The organism is Pseudomonas sp. c313, from assembly GCF_055407145.1.
This window is the reverse complement of record NZ_JBUZRD010000001.1, coordinates 697,896-715,268: the sequence shown is the minus strand read 5'-3', so window position 1 is coordinate 715,268 and position 17,373 is coordinate 697,896. Positions and strand designations below refer to the sequence as shown.

Genomic DNA, 17,373 nt, shown 5'->3' with positions numbered 1-17,373 from the left:
GTCCTGTTCATAAAGAACCGGTACTATCAGCCACCTCTCACGGCAACGATTCGTTCAGGAACGAAATATGAATGCCCACGACGATGACTCCGCGATATCTCAAGTAGCAGGCGCGATTGCCGAACCTGCCAGGACGAAAATGCTCTGCTCGCTGATGGACGGTCACGCCCGTACCAGTACCGAAATGGCGGTCATTGCCGACGTGAGTGCATCCACCGCCAGTGCACACTTGGCAAGGCTCAAAGAAGATGGCCTGGTCAAGCTGCATACCCAGGGGCGGCATCGTTACTACAGCCTGGCCGGCCCTCATGTGGCCCAGGCGATTGAAGCCCTGATGGTGATCAGCAAAAACACCTCAAGACCGTTCGTCTCAACAACGCCCAATAGATTGCAGTTCGCACGCACGTGCTACGACCACATGGCGGGGACCTTGGCGGTGCGCCTGCATGACCACTTCATCGACTCCGGCTGGCTGATTGGCGACGGCATCTATCAACTCACTCCCGGCGGCGAAAAAGCGATGACCGAGTTAGGTGTTGATGTAGAAATACTTCAGGCGCAGCGGCGTCGTTTCGCGTGCTCGTGCCTGGACTGGAGCATGCGCCGCCCTCATCTGGCTGGAGCGCTGGGGGCCGCTTTCCTGCAAAGCGTCATCAGCCGTAAATGGGTGACACAGGACCTTGATAGCCGGGCTCTTGGATTGACACTCAAGGGGCGAAAAGAGTTGGCCGGCAGGTTTGGAATTGAGGCGTGCGGCTAAACCACCCGTCCATCCCATCCGACCGTCACGTGGCGCGGCAACTCACTTCGATGCTGCAACAGCCAGGCATCCAGGGTATGCCCCACATGGGTCAATACCCCCAGTTGCGCGCCCACTTCATCAATGCACTGCAACGCCAGCGTCAGATCATTGTGATTACGCGGCGCCAGGGGTTGCGGCGGCATGGAGCAGTCGAGCACCAGCACATCCAGGGGCGCACGCTGTAGCCAGGCGCTAGTGGCGGGTGGCAAGCCAACAGTGTCGGTCAGATAGGCGATGCGGCGGCCTTCCCCTTCAAGCAGATAACCAAGGGTCGGTTTGGAGTGTTGCAGCGGCAACGCGGTGACGGTCAGCTCACCAAACTGGCGGGTTTCGAACTCGGCAAACGGCTGGCTGAAATCGAGGATGCCGGGGTGTTTGTAGAGATCGGACAGGCCTTGCGAATCCATCGGCCCATGCACCGGAATCACCAGCCCCTGGCCCCAGCGCAGGTGCAGCAGGCCTTGGGCGTGATCGGCATGGTAGTGCGTCTGGAAAATCCCGTTGAAGCTGCGTGGCGGGAAGCGTTCGGTGAGGTCGGGCAAACCGCTGTCGATCAGCCAACGCTGGTCACCGCATTCGATCAGCGCGCTGCACGGCCGGCGACGCAGGTTTTCATCGCTGCGGGCAAGACCGCAAGCGGCGCATTCGCAGCCATAGACCGGGACTTGGCGGGCGTCGCCGGTGCCCAGCAGGGTCAGGCGCATGTGGGCTGTCCGTCGAGGCAGCCCAGCAGGCGCTCGACCGTGAGATCCAACTGGCCGGAGTTGTCGAGCAGGAACACTCCCGGTGCAGCAATCAAGCCCTCACTGAATCGGGCATTGCGCGCCAGTCGATCGTCAATGTCGGCCAGGGATTCGCGCGCCCGCGCCAGCAAACGCTGGCGCAACACCGCTTGATCAACCGTCAGCAACACCACCAGCAGCGTCGGATAATGTCGCCGGGTTTGCGCCAGATGAGCACGAGAGCCGTTGACCAGCACGTCCTCCCCCGCCGTCAGCCAATCGTCGATCTCCCGTGGGATGCCGTAAGACAATCCGTTGGCGTGCCAACTGAGGGCAAACGCGCCCTCGGCTTCAAGGGCAGTGAACTGTTCAGGGCTGACGCCTTGGGCGGCTTCACCCACGGCTTCTGCCGAACGGGTGATGACGCGGCGCACGATGCGGCAGCCGCGTTCGGCCAACCGCGTTCGCGCGGCATCCAGCAGGCTGTCCTTGCCCGAACCCGATGGTCCGATGAGATAGATCAACCTGCCCGCCATCAAAACACCCTCTTCGCTTGTCGCCAGACTTGTTGGACCACTGGCAGCCCGTCTTGCGTCCTGGCTTGCACCAGGTCTGCCCGCAGGCCAATGGCAATTTCGCCGCGATCGCTCAAGCCCGCTGCTTGTGCAGGCGCCAGGCTGATCATCTTGACCGCCTGGGGCAGATCGCAGTCGTTGTCCAGCGCGGCCAGTGCAAAGGCCGCTTGCAGCAGACTGGCCGGGTAGTAGTCACTGGAAAGTATATCCAGCAATCCCTCGGCGGCCAGGCCAGCGGCGGCCACATTACCCGAGTGGGAACCGCCGCGCACGATGTTCGGTGCGCCCATCAGCACCTTCATGCCCACTTGCTGGCAGCCACGAGCCGCTTCCAGGGTGGTGGGGAATTCAGCGATGGTCATGCCGTAGCGTGCCGATTCCTCGACATGGGCCAGCGTGGCGTCGTCATGGCTAGCCACCGACAGGCCGCGAGCCAGGCAATGCTCGACGATGGCGGCGCGGTAGCGGTCGCTGTACTCCCGTGAGTTGGTCATTTGCAGGATGATGAAGGCGTCCATCGTCTCGTCGTTCAAATGGTACTTGCCCATGTAGTACTCACGGTACTTGGATTGCAGCACGAACTGGCGCTGGCCCGGCGAGTGGTCCATCACCGACACCAGTTGCACCAGCGGGTTTTCCACCAGGTCGCGGAACACACTCAACGTATCGGGATGGCACAGTTCGCAGCGCAGGTGCAGTCGGTGTTCGGCGCGGGTCAGGCCGGCGCTTTCAGCCGAGGCAATGGCATCGAGCATCGCCGGCAGTTTCTGCATGCGGTTGCCCTTGGGATTGACGTCGCCGATGGACACCGCGTCGAACACCGTGGTGATGCCGGCGGCGATGATCTGTGCGTCGTGGCTAAGCACCGCCGAGGTGGATGGCCAATCCACGCCGGGGCGCGGGGTCATGTGTTTTTCCAGGTTATCGGTGTGCAACTCCACCAGCCCCGGCAGCAGGAAATCGCCATTCAAATCCTGGGCCTGAGGCAACTGGCTGCGGCCTTCAGCGATGTCGACGATCACCCCGTCACGCAGCACCAGGGAGCCGAGAAGCACCCGGTCAGCGGTGACCAAGCGGGCATTGCTGAGGATCTGTTCAGCGAGCATGGGCGTATTCCTCTTCAGCGACGGCGGTGGGGGTCATGTCGAAATGATGGTCGGCCACTGCTTCACGGGCGGCGCGGTCATGAAAGATGCCGATCAGCGCAGCGCCGCCAGCCTTGGCTTCGTTCATCAGTTCCAGCACCACCTGGCGATTGCTGTCGTCCAGGGACGCGGTGGGTTCGTCCAGCAGCATCACTGGCCACTCCACCATGAAGCCGCGAGCGATGTTGACCCGCTGCTGCTCGCCACCGGAGAAGGTGCCCGGGGCCAACTGCCACAGGCGCTCGGGGATGTTCAGGCGAGTGAGCAACAACTCGGCACGCGAGCGCGCCAACGACTTGGACCAGCCACGGGCCAGGGCTGGCTCCATCACCACATCCAGGCACGCCACCCGAGGGATCACCCGCAAGAACTGGCTGACGTAGCCGAGGGTCTGCTGGCGCACCTGGAGAATGTCCCGAGGTGCGGCGCCCACCAGCTCCAGCCACGCACCGGCATGCTGCACACGGATGCTGCCGCCAGCCGGCAGGTAGTTGCCGTACAAGGTGCGCAGCAAGGTGCTTTTACCGGCTCCGGACTGGCCGTGCAGCACCAGGCATTCGCCGCCCTTTACGCTGAAATTCACCCCGCGCAGCACGTTGAGGACCACGCCATTTTGCTGGTGCAAAGTGAAGGTTTTCGAGAGGTCACGGACCTCGATCAAGGCGTTCATCATGGCTGCAGTACCGAAGACACCAGCAGTTGAGAGTAAGGGTGCTGCGGATCATCAAGGATCTGGTCCGTCAGCCCGGTTTCCACCACCCGTGAGCGGCGCATCACCATCAAGCGGTCAGCCAGCAGGCGCGCCACCGCCAGGTCGTGGGTGACAATCACCACCGCCAGGTCCAGCTCGCGCACCAGGCCACGCAACAAGTCGAGCAAGCGCGCCTGTACAGAAACGTCGAGGCCGCCGGTGGGTTCGTCCATAAACACCAGGCGCGGGCTCGAAACGAGGTTGCGGGCGATTTGCAGGCGTTGTTGCATACCGCCGGAGAATGTCCGGGGCAAATCGTCGATGCGCAGCGGGTCGATTTCAACCTGGCTTAGCCAATCGAGCCCGGCGCCCCGCAGTTGCTGGTAATTGCGCACACCTTGGGCCATCAGACGCTCGCCGATGTTGGCACCAGCCGAGACGCCCATGCGCAGGCCATCCCGTGGATTTTGTTCGACGAAGCCCCATTCGGTACGCAGCAAAGTGCGCCGCTCAGCTTCACTGGCGCTGTACAAGTCGAGCCATTCGCCACCCTTGCCGCGGCTCTCTTTTAAGCGATAGGCAATGCTCCCGGCCTGCGGCGGCAAGCGCCCGCTGAGCAGCGAGAGCAAGGTGGATTTGCCCGAGCCGGACTCGCCGACAATCCCCAGCACTTCGCCGGGGTACAGGTCGAAGCTCACACCCTGGCAGCCCTTTTCCGGGCCATACAGCAGCGACAAATCGCGCACTTGCAACAGTGGTTCGACAGGTTGTGGTTTCATCATGGGCTGATTCATTGGTTGCTCTCCTTGACCCGTTGGGCGCAGTACCAGGTGTCGGAACAGACAAAGCTCTGGGTACCGGCGTCGTCAAGAATCAGCTCGTCGAGGAAGGAATCGCGGCTGCCGCAAATGGCGCAGCACTGCTCCCACTTCTGCACTTCGAACGGGTGATCCTCAAAGTCGAGGCTGGTGACTTGGGTGTACGGCGGCACCGCGTACAAACGCTTTTCCCGGCCAGCACCAAACAGCATCAGCGCCGGGCTCATGTCGAGTTTCGGGTTGTCGAATTTGGGGATCGGAGACGGGTCCATCACGTAGCGTTCGTCGACCATCACCGGGTAGGCGTAGCTGGTGGCGATATGGCCAAAGGTGGCGATGTCCTCGTAGAGTTTTACGTGCATCACTCCGTAATCGTTGAGGGCGTGCATGGTGCGGGTCTCGGTTTCCGAGGGTTCGATAAAGCGCAGCGGCTCCGGAATCGGCACCTGATAAACCATGATCTGGTCGGCCTGCAACGGGGTTTCCGGGATGCGGTGGCGGGTCTGTATCACCGTCGCGTCCGGCGTACTTTCGGTGGTGGCGACGCCAGCGGTGCGGGCGAAAAAGCGACGAATGGAGACCGCGTTGGTGGTGTCATCGGCGCCTTGGTCGATGACCTTAAGCACGTCGTCAGCACCCAAAATTGCGGCGGTCAATTGCATGCCGCCGGTGCCCCAGCCATAAGGCAACGGCATCTCGCGCCCGCCGAATGGCACCTGGTAACCGGGGATCGCCACGGCCTTGAGCAAGGCACGGCGGATCATGCGTTTAGTCTGTTCGTCGAGGTAGGCGAAGTTGTACGCCGGGTCACGCACGGGTGTCTGGGTCAGGTCATTCATGGCGGGTGCCCTCAGCCGGTTGGCGCAGTTTGCGGATCAGCTCCAGCTCGGACTGGAAGTCCACGTAGTGAGGCAATTTGAGGTGCGAGACAAAACCTGCGGCCTCGACGTTGTCGCAGTGAGCCAGGACAAACTCTTCGCGCTGCGCCGGTGAGACGATTTCTTCGTTGAACTCCTCAGCCCGCAACGAGCGGTCCACCAGCGCCATGCCCATGGCCTTGCGCTCGGCGTGACCGAAAGCCAAACCGTAGCCGCGGGTGAACTGCGCCAGCTCCGTGGCAGAGCCAACGAACTGGTTGACCATCTCGCACTCGGTCACTTCAATGCTGCCCAGGCAGATGGCAAAACCCAGCTCTTCGGGCTCGATCCACACCTCGACGTCGCCGATGCGAATTTCCCCGGCAAATGGGTGATTACGGCCGTAACCGCGTTGGGTCGAGTAACCCAGGGCCAGCAGAAAACCTTCGTCGCCACGGGCCAGGGCCTGCAGGCGTTGGGCGCGATTGGCCGGGTATTCCAGTGGGTCGCGGGTGATGTCGGCGACGGTGTCTTCGTTGTCGGACTCGTTTTTGATCAGGCCTTCTTTCGCCAACAATCCCAGCACTCGCGGGCAAGGTTCCAGGCTCGCGCCGGGAGTGGTCTGCGGCCCCGGATACTCACCTTCGGCCAGCAATGCGAAATCCAGCAGACGATGGGTGTAGTCAAACGTGGGACCCAATAATTGGCCGCCGGGCACATCCTTGAACGTCGCCGACAAGCGCCGACTGAGTTGCATTGCCGAGGTATCAATCGCCAGGCTCGGACTGAAGCGTGGCAACGTGGTGCGGTAGGCCCGCAGCAGGAAGATCGCTTCCACCAGATCCCCCGCCGCTTGCTTGATCGCCAGCGCGGCCAGTTCTTCGTCGTACAGTGAGCCTTCGCTCATCACCCGAGCCACAGCCAGGGGCAGTTGCTGGCGGATCTGCTCGACGCCAAGTTCGGTAATAGTGGTATCGCCCCGGCGTTTTTTCGCCAGCAGGCGGTGGGCATTGTCGATGGCCTGTTCGCCACCTTTGACGGCTACGTACATCAGGCAAGCTCCTCTGCGATTCGGGTGCTGCGGGGCAGGCCGATCAGGTGGTGACCGGCGGCGAACAGCACGTCCAGGCCACGGGGGAAGGCCTCGCGACGCTGGCGTTCCAGCCAGAAGCCGTGGGGCAGCGGCAGGCTGACCCGGCGCTGGCTCTTGATCCCCGGACCGCGCCAATTCAGCGGGCGACCGGCCTCCAGTTCGGGCAACTGGACCAGCAGCGTGCAGGACTGATCGGGGTAGCGATCATTACCGTGATCGAAACCGCTCAGGTCCAGCAGGTCCTGGGCATCAAGCAAGGCAAACGATGCTTCTTCCCGGCGCGCAGTCAGCGGGCAACCGCAATGGAACGCCAGGTTGGCGCGAATCAGCGGCGTGTCGAAGGACGGCGCCAGCCACAGCGGCGTGTCCACATCCAATAAAGCCAGGCACAAGGCGTAAGTAGCGGGCGCCAGGCCGTCGAGGCTCGGTGCGGTGGATAAGGCCTGGATCGTGCCCGGTTCGGCCAGGGCCTTGAGAGCCCCACGAAAACCCCGCTGGGCATCCAACACAGGATCAACAAACGCCGGTTGCAACAGTTGGGCATTCATCAGTTTTCTCCTCGGACCAGGGTGAAGAACTCCACCTTGGTGGCAGCGGTTTCTGCCTCTTTCTGCGCCCGACGTGTGGCCTGGGCATTGGCTAAAGAAGTGATCAACTCACTGAGCCAAAGGCTCGGCTGCGCACCCTGCAAATGCGCGTCGGCCAGGGCCGCCAACTCGGCGTGGACCTTGTCGCGCCCCGCCAGATAGCTGTAGCCGGTACGGCCATCGGCCAGGCGCACCACGCAGCGGGTCACGCTCATTTCGCCGACGTTGAACGGCGCGCCATTGCCACCCATGCGGCCACGCACCAGGGTCATGCCGACTTCGGGAGCGCGAATCAGTTGGTAGTCCACATCACGCAAGGCGTCTTCGTGAGGTTGCAGTTCACAGAGGCGGGCGCGGGCGAGCACGCCGATCCAGTATTGTCGCTTGGACGGGTTCATCTGGGTCTCCATCAGGTCACTACCTGGTACTGGAAGCGATCCGAACGGCTGGTGGACTGCGCAAGCTCCACCGGGTGGCCGTCGCGATCGCGGGAAAGGGTGAACACACTCAGCGCGGGTAAATGCCGAGGCATCATCAGCAGCGCGGCTTCGTCGCGGCTGGGCAAACGGGCACCGATCAGACTCAGGGTGCGGGTCAGCGGCAGGTCGCGTTCACGCAAGTAATGGCGCAGGGAGCCGCCGACGTAGTCCGCCAGCAGCGGTGCGCGGCTGGCGCAGTAGCGATGGCGGATCAGGCTGACGGGCTGGTGATCAAGCTTGCGCAGGGTTTGCAACTCGATCATCGGCGCCATCTCGGCGATGCCCAGATGCTCGGCTTCTTCGCGACTGGCGAAGCAATAGCGACGCTTGAGCAGCACCGCTTCCACGCCCAAGCCTTGGGCCGACAGTGACTGGCTGTAAGCGGTGTCGGCGCCCATCGGGTAAATCAGCGGCCGCTCCAGCACCTGGGTGCCTTTGCCTTGGCGGCGCAACAGGCTGCCTTCGAACACCAGTTCATCAATGGCGCGGCGCAGGGTGTGACGGTTGACGCCGAAGCGTTCGGCCAACTGCACCTCGGCGGGCAGGAAGTCGCCGGCCAGGTAGTCACTCAGCTCGCGGCGCAGGATGTCTGCGAGTTCGCGGTACACCGGTTCATCTTGTCTAGACAACTGCATGATTAAAAAAAAGCGCCCAAGGGCACCCCTCCGGGTCAGATGAACCGCTTGCGCAGGCGCTGGGAAAGGACATCGATCATGCTCACCACCACGATGATCACCAGCAGCACCGCGCAGGTCTGCACGAACTGGAAGGCGCGGATATTCTCCCAGAGGATCACGCCGATCCCGCCAGCACCGACCATCCCCACCACCGTCGCCGAGCGCACGTTGGCTTCAAAGCGGTAGAGCGCGTAGGACACCCACAGCGGCATCACTTGCGGGATCACGCCGTAGATCACCTCTTGCAAGGCACTGGCACCGGTAGCCCGAACGCCTTCCACCGGGCCTGGGTCGATGGCTTCGACGGCTTCGGCAAACAGCTTGGCGAGGACGCCAGTGGTGCTGATCCACAAGGCCAGAACACCGGCAAAAGGACCGAGGCCGACCGCCACCACAAACAACATGGCGAAGACCATTTCATTGATCGAGCGGAAGGCGTCCATCACCCGGCGTAGCGGTTGGTGAATCCACCATGGCGTGATGTTGTCGGCGCAGAGAATGCCCAGCGGCACCGAGCAGACAATCGCCAGCACCGTGCCCCAGAGGGCAATTTGCACGGTGACGATCATCTCCTTGAGGTAGGAGCGCCATTCATGGAAGTCCGGCGGGAAGAAGTCGGCGGCGAAGGTCGCCATGTTTCCGGAATCGCGGTACAGCGCCAGCGGGTTCATTTCGGCGCCGTTCCAGGCCCAGGCCAGCACGATCAGGAACAAGCCCCAACCGAGGTACTGGGGCCAGGTGCGCTTGCCGACAGCTTCAGCGTGCAGAGTGGTCATGGGTCTCTCTCAGAAGGCGGCGCGGCGCTTTTTTTTGCGCCGCGCCAGGGGATCAGCCGTTGGCTGCGGTCTTCTTGTCCAACTCGGTAATGCGCTGCTGCAACTTGGCGAGGTCGGCGTCGATATCGGCGAGTTTCTTGGCCTTGTCGGCGGCATCCAGCTTGGCATCGGCGGTGATGGTCGTGCGCTGTTTGAACAGTTCCAGCTGGCGGATCGGCAACAGTTGGTCATCGCTGGAAGCAAGGAACTTGCCCAGTTGCATGTTCTTCAGCACGACCTTCTCTTCATCGGTGTCGCCGTAGTTGAAGATGAAGTCGCGGATCTTGGTTTTCTCGCTGTCGGTCAACGCCTTGCTCCACACCAGCGGGTCGGCAGGGATCAGCGGCGACTTCCAGATCACCTTGAGCAGCGCGGCCTTGTCCGGCTGGGTTGCTTCCAGGCGGCCCCAGCTCTCGGTGTTGAAGGTGGCAACGTCCAACTGCCCCTTGGCAACGCTCAAGGCGTTGACCTCATGGCTGGAGTTGAGGGTGCGTTTGAAGGCAGTAGCGGCGTCGACGTGGTTCTTGGCGAACACGTAGTAGCCCGGCACCAGATAGCCCGAGGTGGAGTTCGGATCACCGTTGCCGAAGGTCAGGTTCTTCGCATTCTTGAGCATGTCTTCCACAGAGTTGATCGGGCTGTCCTTGCGCACGATCAGCACACTCCAGTAACCGGCGGCACCATCGGCAGCGGCGGTCTGGGCGAAGATCTCGCCGTTGGAGCGGTCCACCGCTTCCATGGCGGCCTTGTTGCCCAGCCAGGCGACGTCGACCTTGTTGAAGCGCATGCCCTGGATCAGGCCGGCGTAGTCGGAGGCGAATGTGGCGTTGATGGTCAGGCCGGTCTTCTTGTGCATGTCATCCAGAAACGGCTGCCAGATGCTCTTGAGGTTTTGCGAAGACTCAGTGGACATGATGCCGAAGTTGATGGCTTTGTCGGCCGCCTGGGCATTGCCCATCGCGACACTTGCCAACAAGACGGCGGACAGAAACACGTGGCCGATGCGGTTCAACATGGAAGGGATTCCTGTGGGTCGTGGATGGGGTTTCAAGCGCGCGCCAGCGCCAGCCGAGGGGTGATCTCGGTGCGGCGGGACTGGTCGGAAAACATCAGGCTGGTGTCGACGTCGGCACCGTACAAATCATTGAGGAACTGGCTGCTCATCTGCGAGGCTTGCCCATCGAAATGAATCCGCCCGCCCTTGAGCGCCACGGCTCGCGGGCAATAACGCATGGCGTAATCGACTTGATGCAGGGTCACCACCACCGTCTTGCCGTCGCGGCGGTTGATATCGGCGAGAATCTCCATGACCTTGCGCGCTGACTCCGGGTCGAGAGAGGCGATGGGTTCGTCGGCGAGGATCACTTCGGCACGCTGGGTCAATGCACGGGCAATCGCCACACGCTGCTGCTGGCCGCCGGACAGGGTGGAGGCGCGCTGAGCGGCCAGATCAGCAAGGCCGACGCGGGCCAGGGATTCCATGGCGAACTGTTTTTCCTCGGTATTGAACAAGCCGAGGTTGCCTCGCCAGCGCGGCATGCGGCCCAGGCAACCTAGCAGCACGTTGTCCAGCACGCTCAGGCGGTTGACCAGGTTGAACTGCTGGAAGATATAGCCGATATCAGCCCGCAACCGCCGCACCTTGCCATTCAACCGCCCGCTGGCCTGCACTTCCCGGCCCAGTACCTTGACGCTGCCGCCGTTGCTCTTGTCGCAACAGGCCAGGCCCGCGAGGTGGCGCAGCAACGTGGACTTGCCGGAACCGGAAGCGCCAATCAGCGCGACCATCTCACCGGATGCGATGGTGAGTTCGAGGTCGACCAATGCGGACTTCTTCGCAAAGGTCTTGTTCAGATGATCGACATGGATAGCTGTAGTCATGGGCTTCTCTGTCTGGTTGAACAGCCGTCCGTGGCTGTATTTGAGTTCAAACGACAATAAGCGCGGGGTGTGTCAGGCCTATGACTTGCACATGACGGGGATGAAACGGTTTGGTTAAGGTTTGATGAAAGGTTGGGATGGGGAGCCAGCAACCTGTGGCGAGGGGGCTTGCCCATCATCAGGTTGCACTCCAGCCAGTAATGAAAAAGGCGACCCGAAGGTCGCCTTTTTTCATTGTGCGTATTGCTTGCTCAACCCCGGCGGTACGCCGTGGATATCGGTCTCTTCCCAAGGCCCGTTCGGGCTGATAGAGCGGCTCCAGCCGTTGCTCCAGCGGTAGTAGGTGCGCTGGCGGTAGAACGTATCTGACTGCTCTTCCAGCACATACACCTGCATCTTCCCGTCCCAATGGCTGGCTGCTCCCGGCGGCGGGGCGAAGGTGGCCGACTTGCTCGGCGGCGCCTTGGGCGGTGCAATTACTGGCCCGGAAGGTTTGGTGCCCGGCTGGGTCGACGGCCCCGACGGCGGGATGGTCGGGCCGGTGGGCGCGGGAGGCCGATGAACCGCGCAAGCGCTCAACCCCAGAACCAGGCTGAGCAGGGTGATACGAGCGATGGCGGTCATGGGCGTTTCCTCGAAATTACTTATCCGGACGGTCGATGGTCAGCTGCTGCGTCGCCGTGGTGCTGCTGGCCAAGGGTTGGCTGCGGCCGATCCATTCGCCGGCAGTCGGTTGACCGGCCCGGGAGATGCGCGCAACCAGTTGGACTTCGGGAAAGTTGGACAGTTTCAACTGCGGCATCATCGCGTCGGCGTCGCCCAGTTCGACGGTGATCGGCAGGTCGGCCACGGTGACACGCTTGGCCGCCAATGGCGCAGGCGGACCTTTAACGGCGCGGGCGAAGATGAACACGCTGTCGCCCGGCAAGGCCTTGGCCTTCACATCAGCAGATAGATCGACGCGAACCTTGAGCACCGCGCCAACCTTGACCGGTGCCACGGCCCCGCCGCCCTCTTTCAACTTCTCTGCCGCGCGATCAATCCCACCTTGCAGCGCCGCACGGGAGTTGTCTTGCGGTGGCAGTAGGGCCAGCAGGCGGTTCCAGTAATCCATCGCCTCCTGATAACGCTGGCCTTCAAAGGCGGCAATACCGAGCAGGCCGAGGCTGGTGACTTCCTTCGGATCCAGCTTCAACGCTTCATCGGTCAAGGCCTGAATCTTGGGCGACCATTGTTTGTTGTCGGCAAAGTACTGCGCCTGAGCCCATTGCCCCAGCAGTTCCGGCTGACGGCCCGCCAATGCGACGGTACGTTCGAAGACTTTCGCGGCATCTGCCGAACGGTCCTGGGCCATGTAGGCGCGGCCGAGGAAGTACAAGCCTTCCGGCGAATCCGGCTGCGCTTCGGCAGCCCGCTCCAGGCGCTGGATCATGTCTTCCATGGACACCGGTGGCTGGGAAAATTCGCGGGTCAGTTCGACCTTGTCGCTGGCGCCGTAATGCAAGTACAGCGCAACGCCCAACACCGGCACGAGAAAAGCGGCCAACAACGGCAACGGCTTGCCCAGACGCGATTCCCGAGGCTTTTCAACGCCCTCGGTATCCGCCAGCAACTCACGGGCAGCTTCAGCGCGACCGGTATCCAGTTGCGCCGCATTGAGCACACCTTCGTCCTGCTGGGTTTGCAGTTCCGCCACGCGTTCCTGGTAGAGCGCCACGTTCAGCGCAGTGCGGTCCTCTTCACGCTGGGCACGGCGGCCGCGCAAAACCGGGATCAACAGGAAGCTCAAGGCAACCAAAAGCAACAGACCTGCTGCGAGCCAGAAATCAATCATCAGTTTTTTTGTCCAGCAGTTGGTCGAGGCGTTGACGCTCATCGACGGAAAGCGTGTCCGACCCTTCGGCCGGGGCGGCGCGACGGCGGCGGATGATCACGACAATGATCACCAGCCCGCCCAGCAACAGCCCGGCAGGGCCGAACCAGAGCAGCGCGGTCTTGCCGGTGAGGGCCGGTCTGTAGCGCACGAACTCACCGTAGCGGTCGACCATGAAGTCGATGATCTGCTGATTGTCCTTGCCCTCGCCGAGCATGCGGAAGATCTCTTTGCGCAGGTCGGCAGCGATTGGCGCGTTGGAGTCGGCGATGTCCTGGTTCTGGCACTTGGGGCAGCGCAGTTCCTTGGTCAGTTCGCGAAAGCGCTCGCGGTCGCCGTCCTTGGCAAATTCGTAGGTATCGATGGCGGCGTGGGCCACGCCGGCCATGCTCAAGCCCAATACAGCAGCGGCTAACCAACGCTTCATGGCTTGGCCTCATCCACCAGCGCCTGGTATTTGGCGGCCAGCTGTTCGCGCCAGACCACTTCGTCGATCACGCCGACGAACTTGTCGCGGATCACACCCTTGGCGTCGATGAAGAAGGTTTCCGGGGCACCGTAGACACCGAGGTTCAAGCCGAGATTGCCATCTTCGTCGCGTATATCCATCTGGTACGGATTGTGGAACTCTGCCAACCACTTCAAGGCCGCCGCGTTGTCATCCTTGTAGTTGACGCCGTAGATCACCACGCCCTGCTCGGCCAGTTTGTTCAGCACCGGGTGCTCGACACGACAGGAAATGCACCAGGTGGCCCAGACATTGACCAGCGCAGGCTTGCCGACCAGGTCGGCCTGGGTCAGGGTTTTGTCACCCTGCACCGTAGGCAACGAGAACGCCGGGAACGGCTTGCCGATCATCGCCGAAGGCAACTCGGTCGGGTCCAGATACAGCCCGCGATACAGGAACACCGCCACCAGCAGGAACACCGCCAGCGGCAACACCATCAACCAACGCTTCATACTGCGGCTCCCTGCATACCAAGAGCTTCACGCACCTGGCTCTTGACCTTGACTCGGTAACGCCGGTCCATCGCTGCCAGCAAGCCACCGAACCCGGTGAGCAGGGCGCCGAACCAGATCCAGCGCACGAACGGTTTGACGTGGACCCGCACGGCCCAGGCGCCATCGCCCAACGGCTCGCCCAGGGCGACGTAGAGGTCACGGGTGAATCCGGCGTCGATCCCTGCCTCGGTCATCACCGAATTTTGCACGGTGTACAAACGTTTTTCCGGGTGCAGTACCGAAATTTCCTTGCCGTTGCGAATTACGCGCACGGTGCCCTTGTCGGAAGTGAAGTTTGGCCCTTCGAAGTGCTTGGCACCCTCGAAGACAAACTGGTAACCACCCAGGTCCATGGATTCGCCCGGCGCCAGGCGCAGGTCACGCTCGGCACTGTTCTGGCTGGACAACACCACGCCCAGGGCGCAAACGGCGATGCCGATGTGTGCGACCTGCATGCCCCAGTAGCTGCGGGTCAAGCTTGGCAAGCCTTTGATCAGGCCTTTGTGGCGGGTCTTGTCGAAAATGTCGCGTACGCCGGCCAGCAATACCCATGCGGCGAGCATGAAGGTCGCCAGTACCGCCCAGTTGAAGTCGCCGTAGGCAATCCCGGCCACCACTGCCAGCGCGGCGCTGCCCAGCAGCACCGGGGTCAACATGCCCACCAGCCATTTCACTGGGGTGTCTTTCCAGCGCACCAGCATGCCGACCGCCATCACCACCATCAGCAGGCCCATCAATGGGATGAACAACGCGTTGAAGTACGGCGGGCCGACGGACAGCTTGGCGCCGGTCAGGGCATCGAGCACCAGCGGGTACAGGGTGCCCAGCAGGATCATCGATGCTGCTACCACCAGCACCAGGTTGTTGCCTAGCAATAGGGTTTCCCGCGACCAGAGGTTGAAGCCGACGTGGCTCTTGACCACCGGCGCGCGCAAGGCAAACAGGGTCAATGAGCCGCCGACCACGAACAGCAGGAAGATCAGGATGAACACGCCGCGCTCGGGGTCGGATGCGAAAGCGTGGACGGAGGTCAGCACACCGGAACGCACCAGGAAAGTTCCCAGCAAGCTCAGGGAGAACGCGGCGATGGCCAGCAACACGGTCCAGCTCTTGAACACGCCACGTTTTTCAGTGACGGCCAACGAGTGAATCAGCGCCGTACCCACCAGCCAGGGCATGAAGGACGCGTTTTCCACCGGGTCCCAGAACCACCAGCCGCCCCAGCCGAGTTCGTAGTAGGCCCACCAGGAGCCCAACGTAATGCCGATGCCGAGGAAGGCCCAGGCGACGATGGTCCATGGCCGCGACCAGCGCGCCCAGGCTGCATCGAGACGCCCGCCCAAGAGTGCGGCAATGGCGAAGGCGAAGGCCACGGAGAAACCGACATAACCCATGTAGAGCATCGGCGGGTGGACGATCAGACCGATGTCTTGCAACAGCGGGTTGAGGTCGTTCCCGTTCGTCGGAATTTGCGGCAGGAGCCGCGTGAACGGGTTGGAGGTCATGATCAAAAACAGCAGGAAGCCGATGCTGATCATGCCCATCACCGCCAGCACCCGGGCCAGCATCACTTGGGGCAACTGCCGGGAGAATATCGACACGGCAAAGGTCCAGCCGCCGAGGATCAGTGCCCACAGAAGCAGAGAGCCTTCGTGGGCACCCCATACAGCGCTGAACTTGTAGTACCAGGGCAAGGCGGTGTTGGAGTTACTGGCGACGTAGGCGACAGAAAAGTCGTCAGTCATGAACGCGTAGGTCAGGCAGCCAAAGGCAAAGGCGAGAAAGGCGAACTGGCCCCAAGCGGCTGGCTGGGCCAGGCTCATCCACAGGCGATCACCGCGCCAGGCGCCCAGCAACGGGACGATAGCCTGGACCACGGCGAAGCACAGGGCGAGGATCATCGCCAGTTGGCCCAGCTCTGGAATATAAAGTGCTGACGTCATCGCTTAGCCCTCCTTGGCAGGGGTTGGGGCCGATTGACCGCTGTCTTTCAACGCTTTGGTCACTTCCGGCGGCATGTACTTTTCATCGTGCTTAGCCAGCACTTCATCGGCCACCACCACGCCGTCGGCGTTGAGCTTGCCCAGGGCAACGATGCCCTGGCCTTCGCGGAACAGGTCCGGGAGGATGCCGCGGTAGGTGATGGTTACGGACTTATTGAAGTCGGTGACCACGAACTGGACGTCCAGGGAGTCGCCAGTACGTTTCAGGGAGCCGGCCTCGACCATGCCACCGGCGCGGATGCGGGTGTCCTGCGGCGCTTCGCCGTTGGCAATCTGGGTCGGGGTGTAGAACAGATTGATATTCTGCTGCAAGGCACTCAGGGCCAGGCCGACGGCAGCGCCGACGCCTACCAGAATGGCAAGGATGATCAAAAGACGCTTTCTACGCAGCGGTTTCACTTATCGGTCTCCCGGCGCAGACGACGCGCCTCTTGTTGCAGGTAACGCTTGCGGGCCAGGATCGGCGCGACGACGTTGAGGGCCAGCACCGCCAGGCAGATGCCATAGGCCGTCCAGACATACAGGCCGTGATGGCCCATGGCGAGAAATTCACTGAAAGAGGCGAAACTCATCCACGGGCTCCCAGGCTATTTTGTACTTGGGCCTTGACCCAACTGGCGCGGGGTTCACGCTTGAGCACTTCCAGGCGCATGCGCATCAGCAGCACGGCGCCGAAGAAGCAGTAGAAACCCAGCAGCATCAGCAGCAAAGGCGCCCACATTTCCACGGGCATCGCCGGCTTTTCGGTAAGGGTGAAGGTGGCGCCCTGGTGCAGGGTGTTCCACCACTCCACCGAGTACTTGATGATCGGGATATTGATCACGCCAACAATCGCCAACACCGCGCAGGCCTTGGCGGCGCTGTCACGATTGCTGATGGCGTTGCCCAGCGCAATAAGACCGAAGTACAGAAACAGCAGGATCAGCATGGACGTTAGTCGAGCATCCCACACCCACCACGAGCCCCAGGTCGGTTTGCCCCAGATCGCTCCGGTGACTAGCGCCACGGCGGTCATCCAGGCGCCGATGGGCGCAGCGCATTGCAGGGCGACGTCGGCCAGTTTCATCTTCCACACCAGGCCGACGATACCGCACACCGCTAGCATCACATAGCAGGACTGGGCCAGCATCGCGGCAGGAACATGAATGTAGATGATGCGAAAGCTGTTGCCTTGCTGGTAGTCCGGCGGCGCGAAGGCCAGGCCCCAGACCAGGCCGGTGCCAATGAGCAAAACGGCGGCGACGCTGAGCCATGGCAGCATTTTGCCACTGATGCCATAGAACCACTTGGGCGAGCCGAGCTTGTGAAACCAGATCCAGTTCATTGCTGTGTCCATCACGGTTGCTTCAAGGC

Annotated in this window: 22 protein-coding genes; 1 reads left to right on the top strand and 21 read right to left on the bottom strand. The window is 62.1% G+C overall.

Annotated elements, in window-relative coordinates; all coding sequences use genetic code 11:
* Window positions 1-67: 67 nt before the first annotated feature.
* Window positions 68-760, top strand: coding sequence for an ArsR/SmtB family transcription factor (locus ACZRKZ_RS03535; RefSeq protein WP_463980716.1), 693 nt, complete (start codon window positions 68-70; stop codon window positions 758-760).
* Here ACZRKZ_RS03535 and phnP read toward each other — a convergent pair.
* The 21 genes from phnP to ACZRKZ_RS03430 form a co-directional block, all read right to left on the bottom strand.
* Window positions 757-1,506 (bottom strand): phosphonate metabolism protein PhnP, encoded by a 750-nt coding sequence (gene phnP, locus ACZRKZ_RS03530; protein WP_133099097.1) that lies wholly within the window; start codon window positions 1,504-1,506, stop codon window positions 757-759. The genes ACZRKZ_RS03535 and phnP overlap by 4 nt on opposite strands.
* Window positions 1,497-2,060 carry a phosphonate metabolism protein/1,5-bisphosphokinase (PRPP-forming) PhnN gene (gene phnN / locus ACZRKZ_RS03525; RefSeq protein ID WP_463980715.1) on the bottom strand — a complete coding sequence of 188 codons (564 nt, stop codon included), beginning with the start codon at window positions 2,058-2,060 and terminating at the stop codon, window positions 1,497-1,499. Before phnN ends, phnP begins: the two co-directional genes overlap by 10 nt.
* Entirely contained in the window at window positions 2,060-3,205 is a 1,146-nt protein-coding gene (locus tag ACZRKZ_RS03520) for an alpha-D-ribose 1-methylphosphonate 5-triphosphate diphosphatase (protein ID WP_463980714.1), read from the bottom strand. Before ACZRKZ_RS03520 ends, phnN begins: the two co-directional genes overlap by 1 nt.
* Complete coding sequence (gene phnL, locus ACZRKZ_RS03515; protein ID WP_463980877.1) at window positions 3,195-3,914, bottom strand: phosphonate C-P lyase system protein PhnL; 720 nt, start codon at window positions 3,912-3,914, stop codon at window positions 3,195-3,197. Before phnL ends, ACZRKZ_RS03520 begins: the two co-directional genes overlap by 11 nt.
* Window positions 3,914-4,729 (bottom strand): phosphonate C-P lyase system protein PhnK, encoded by an 816-nt coding sequence (phnK, locus tag ACZRKZ_RS03510; protein WP_463969652.1) that lies wholly within the window; start codon window positions 4,727-4,729, stop codon window positions 3,914-3,916. The genes phnL and phnK overlap by 1 nt, the downstream gene beginning before the upstream one ends.
* Entirely contained in the window at window positions 4,726-5,592 is an 867-nt protein-coding gene (locus ACZRKZ_RS03505; protein WP_463980713.1) for an alpha-D-ribose 1-methylphosphonate 5-phosphate C-P-lyase PhnJ, read from the bottom strand. Before ACZRKZ_RS03505 ends, phnK begins: the two co-directional genes overlap by 4 nt.
* A complete protein-coding gene (locus tag ACZRKZ_RS03500; RefSeq protein WP_463980712.1) occupies window positions 5,585-6,661 on the bottom strand; it encodes a carbon-phosphorus lyase complex subunit in 1,077 nt (358 codons plus the stop codon). Before ACZRKZ_RS03500 ends, ACZRKZ_RS03505 begins: the two co-directional genes overlap by 8 nt.
* Window positions 6,661-7,251, bottom strand: a complete 591-nt coding sequence (phnH, locus tag ACZRKZ_RS03495; protein ID WP_463980711.1) for a phosphonate C-P lyase system protein PhnH — start codon at window positions 7,249-7,251, stop codon at window positions 6,661-6,663. The genes ACZRKZ_RS03500 and phnH overlap by 1 nt, the downstream gene beginning before the upstream one ends.
* Window positions 7,251-7,688, bottom strand: coding sequence for a phosphonate C-P lyase system protein PhnG (phnG, locus tag ACZRKZ_RS03490; RefSeq protein WP_463980710.1), 438 nt, complete (start codon window positions 7,686-7,688; stop codon window positions 7,251-7,253). The genes phnH and phnG overlap by 1 nt, the downstream gene beginning before the upstream one ends.
* Before the next feature lie 11 nt (window positions 7,689-7,699).
* On the bottom strand, window positions 7,700-8,404 hold the full coding sequence (gene phnF / locus ACZRKZ_RS03485) for a phosphonate metabolism transcriptional regulator PhnF (RefSeq protein WP_178114422.1): 705 nt from the start codon (window positions 8,402-8,404) through the stop codon (window positions 7,700-7,702).
* 35 nt (window positions 8,405-8,439) lie between these two features.
* Window positions 8,440-9,222 carry a phosphonate ABC transporter, permease protein PhnE gene (gene phnE, locus ACZRKZ_RS03480; protein WP_463969648.1) on the bottom strand — a complete coding sequence of 261 codons (783 nt, stop codon included), beginning with the start codon at window positions 9,220-9,222 and terminating at the stop codon, window positions 8,440-8,442.
* Window positions 9,223-9,274: 52 nt separating this feature from the next.
* Complete coding sequence (gene phnD, locus ACZRKZ_RS03475; protein WP_463969647.1) at window positions 9,275-10,276, bottom strand: phosphonate ABC transporter substrate-binding protein; 1,002 nt, start codon at window positions 10,274-10,276, stop codon at window positions 9,275-9,277.
* Between the two features lie 32 nt (window positions 10,277-10,308).
* Window positions 10,309-11,142, bottom strand: coding sequence for a phosphonate ABC transporter ATP-binding protein (phnC, locus tag ACZRKZ_RS03470; protein WP_463969646.1), 834 nt, complete (start codon window positions 11,140-11,142; stop codon window positions 10,309-10,311).
* 231 nt (window positions 11,143-11,373) lie between these two features.
* The gene (locus ACZRKZ_RS03465; RefSeq protein ID WP_463980709.1) at window positions 11,374-11,766 is read right to left on the bottom strand and encodes a hypothetical protein; all 393 of its coding nucleotides are present in this window, start codon (window positions 11,764-11,766) and stop codon (window positions 11,374-11,376) included.
* A gap of 16 nt (window positions 11,767-11,782) precedes the next feature.
* Window positions 11,783-12,976: a c-type cytochrome biogenesis protein CcmI gene (gene ccmI / locus ACZRKZ_RS03460; RefSeq protein WP_463980708.1), complete on the bottom strand. Its 1,194-nt coding sequence runs from the start codon at window positions 12,974-12,976 to the stop codon at window positions 11,783-11,785.
* Window positions 12,969-13,442, bottom strand: coding sequence for a cytochrome c-type biogenesis protein (locus ACZRKZ_RS03455; protein ID WP_463969643.1), 474 nt, complete (start codon window positions 13,440-13,442; stop codon window positions 12,969-12,971). Before ACZRKZ_RS03455 ends, ccmI begins: the two co-directional genes overlap by 8 nt.
* The gene (locus ACZRKZ_RS03450; protein WP_463969642.1) at window positions 13,439-13,975 is read right to left on the bottom strand and encodes a DsbE family thiol:disulfide interchange protein; all 537 of its coding nucleotides are present in this window, start codon (window positions 13,973-13,975) and stop codon (window positions 13,439-13,441) included. Before ACZRKZ_RS03450 ends, ACZRKZ_RS03455 begins: the two co-directional genes overlap by 4 nt.
* Window positions 13,972-15,960, bottom strand: coding sequence for a heme lyase CcmF/NrfE family subunit (locus ACZRKZ_RS03445; RefSeq protein WP_463969641.1), 1,989 nt, complete (start codon window positions 15,958-15,960; stop codon window positions 13,972-13,974). Before ACZRKZ_RS03445 ends, ACZRKZ_RS03450 begins: the two co-directional genes overlap by 4 nt.
* Window positions 15,961-15,963: 3 nt before the next feature.
* Entirely contained in the window at window positions 15,964-16,419 is a 456-nt protein-coding gene (gene ccmE / locus ACZRKZ_RS03440) for a cytochrome c maturation protein CcmE (RefSeq protein ID WP_149411409.1), read from the bottom strand.
* Window positions 16,416-16,592 carry a heme exporter protein CcmD gene (gene ccmD, locus ACZRKZ_RS03435; RefSeq protein WP_133099115.1) on the bottom strand — a complete coding sequence of 59 codons (177 nt, stop codon included), beginning with the start codon at window positions 16,590-16,592 and terminating at the stop codon, window positions 16,416-16,418. Before ccmD ends, ccmE begins: the two co-directional genes overlap by 4 nt.
* Entirely contained in the window at window positions 16,589-17,344 is a 756-nt protein-coding gene (locus ACZRKZ_RS03430; protein WP_463980707.1) for a heme ABC transporter permease, read from the bottom strand. Before ACZRKZ_RS03430 ends, ccmD begins: the two co-directional genes overlap by 4 nt.
* Between the last annotated feature and the right edge of the window lie 29 nt (window positions 17,345-17,373).

Coding starts and splice junctions, on each gene's coding strand:
- ACZRKZ_RS03535 (WP_463980716.1), top strand. CDS start 68: ATGAATGCCCACGACGATGACTCCGCGATATCTCAAGTAGCAGGCGCG.
- phnP (WP_133099097.1), bottom strand. CDS start 1,506: ATGCGCCTGACCCTGCTGGGCACCGGCGACGCCCGCCAAGTCCCGGTC.
- phnN (WP_463980715.1), bottom strand. CDS start 2,060: ATGGCGGGCAGGTTGATCTATCTCATCGGACCATCGGGTTCGGGCAAG.
- ACZRKZ_RS03520 (WP_463980714.1), bottom strand. CDS start 3,205: ATGCTCGCTGAACAGATCCTCAGCAATGCCCGCTTGGTCACCGCTGAC.
- phnL (WP_463980877.1), bottom strand. CDS start 3,914: ATGAACGCCTTGATCGAGGTCCGTGACCTCTCGAAAACCTTCACTTTG.
- phnK (WP_463969652.1), bottom strand. CDS start 4,729: ATGAATCAGCCCATGATGAAACCACAACCTGTCGAACCACTGTTGCAA.
- ACZRKZ_RS03505 (WP_463980713.1), bottom strand. CDS start 5,592: ATGAATGACCTGACCCAGACACCCGTGCGTGACCCGGCGTACAACTTC.
- ACZRKZ_RS03500 (WP_463980712.1), bottom strand. CDS start 6,661: ATGTACGTAGCCGTCAAAGGTGGCGAACAGGCCATCGACAATGCCCAC.
- phnH (WP_463980711.1), bottom strand. CDS start 7,251: ATGAATGCCCAACTGTTGCAACCGGCGTTTGTTGATCCTGTGTTGGAT.
- phnG (WP_463980710.1), bottom strand. CDS start 7,688: ATGAACCCGTCCAAGCGACAATACTGGATCGGCGTGCTCGCCCGCGCC.
- phnF (WP_178114422.1), bottom strand. CDS start 8,404: ATGCAGTTGTCTAGACAAGATGAACCGGTGTACCGCGAACTCGCAGAC.
- phnE (WP_463969648.1), bottom strand. CDS start 9,222: ATGACCACTCTGCACGCTGAAGCTGTCGGCAAGCGCACCTGGCCCCAG.
- phnD (WP_463969647.1), bottom strand. CDS start 10,276: ATGTTGAACCGCATCGGCCACGTGTTTCTGTCCGCCGTCTTGTTGGCA.
- phnC (WP_463969646.1), bottom strand. CDS start 11,142: ATGACTACAGCTATCCATGTCGATCATCTGAACAAGACCTTTGCGAAG.
- ACZRKZ_RS03465 (WP_463980709.1), bottom strand. CDS start 11,766: ATGACCGCCATCGCTCGTATCACCCTGCTCAGCCTGGTTCTGGGGTTG.
- ccmI (WP_463980708.1), bottom strand. CDS start 12,976: ATGATTGATTTCTGGCTCGCAGCAGGTCTGTTGCTTTTGGTTGCCTTG.
- ACZRKZ_RS03455 (WP_463969643.1), bottom strand. CDS start 13,442: ATGAAGCGTTGGTTAGCCGCTGCTGTATTGGGCTTGAGCATGGCCGGC.
- ACZRKZ_RS03450 (WP_463969642.1), bottom strand. CDS start 13,975: ATGAAGCGTTGGTTGATGGTGTTGCCGCTGGCGGTGTTCCTGCTGGTG.
- ACZRKZ_RS03445 (WP_463969641.1), bottom strand. CDS start 15,960: ATGACGTCAGCACTTTATATTCCAGAGCTGGGCCAACTGGCGATGATC.
- ccmD (WP_133099115.1), bottom strand. CDS start 16,592: ATGAGTTTCGCCTCTTTCAGTGAATTTCTCGCCATGGGCCATCACGGC.
- ACZRKZ_RS03430 (WP_463980707.1), bottom strand. CDS start 17,344: ATGAACTGGATCTGGTTTCACAAGCTCGGCTCGCCCAAGTGGTTCTAT.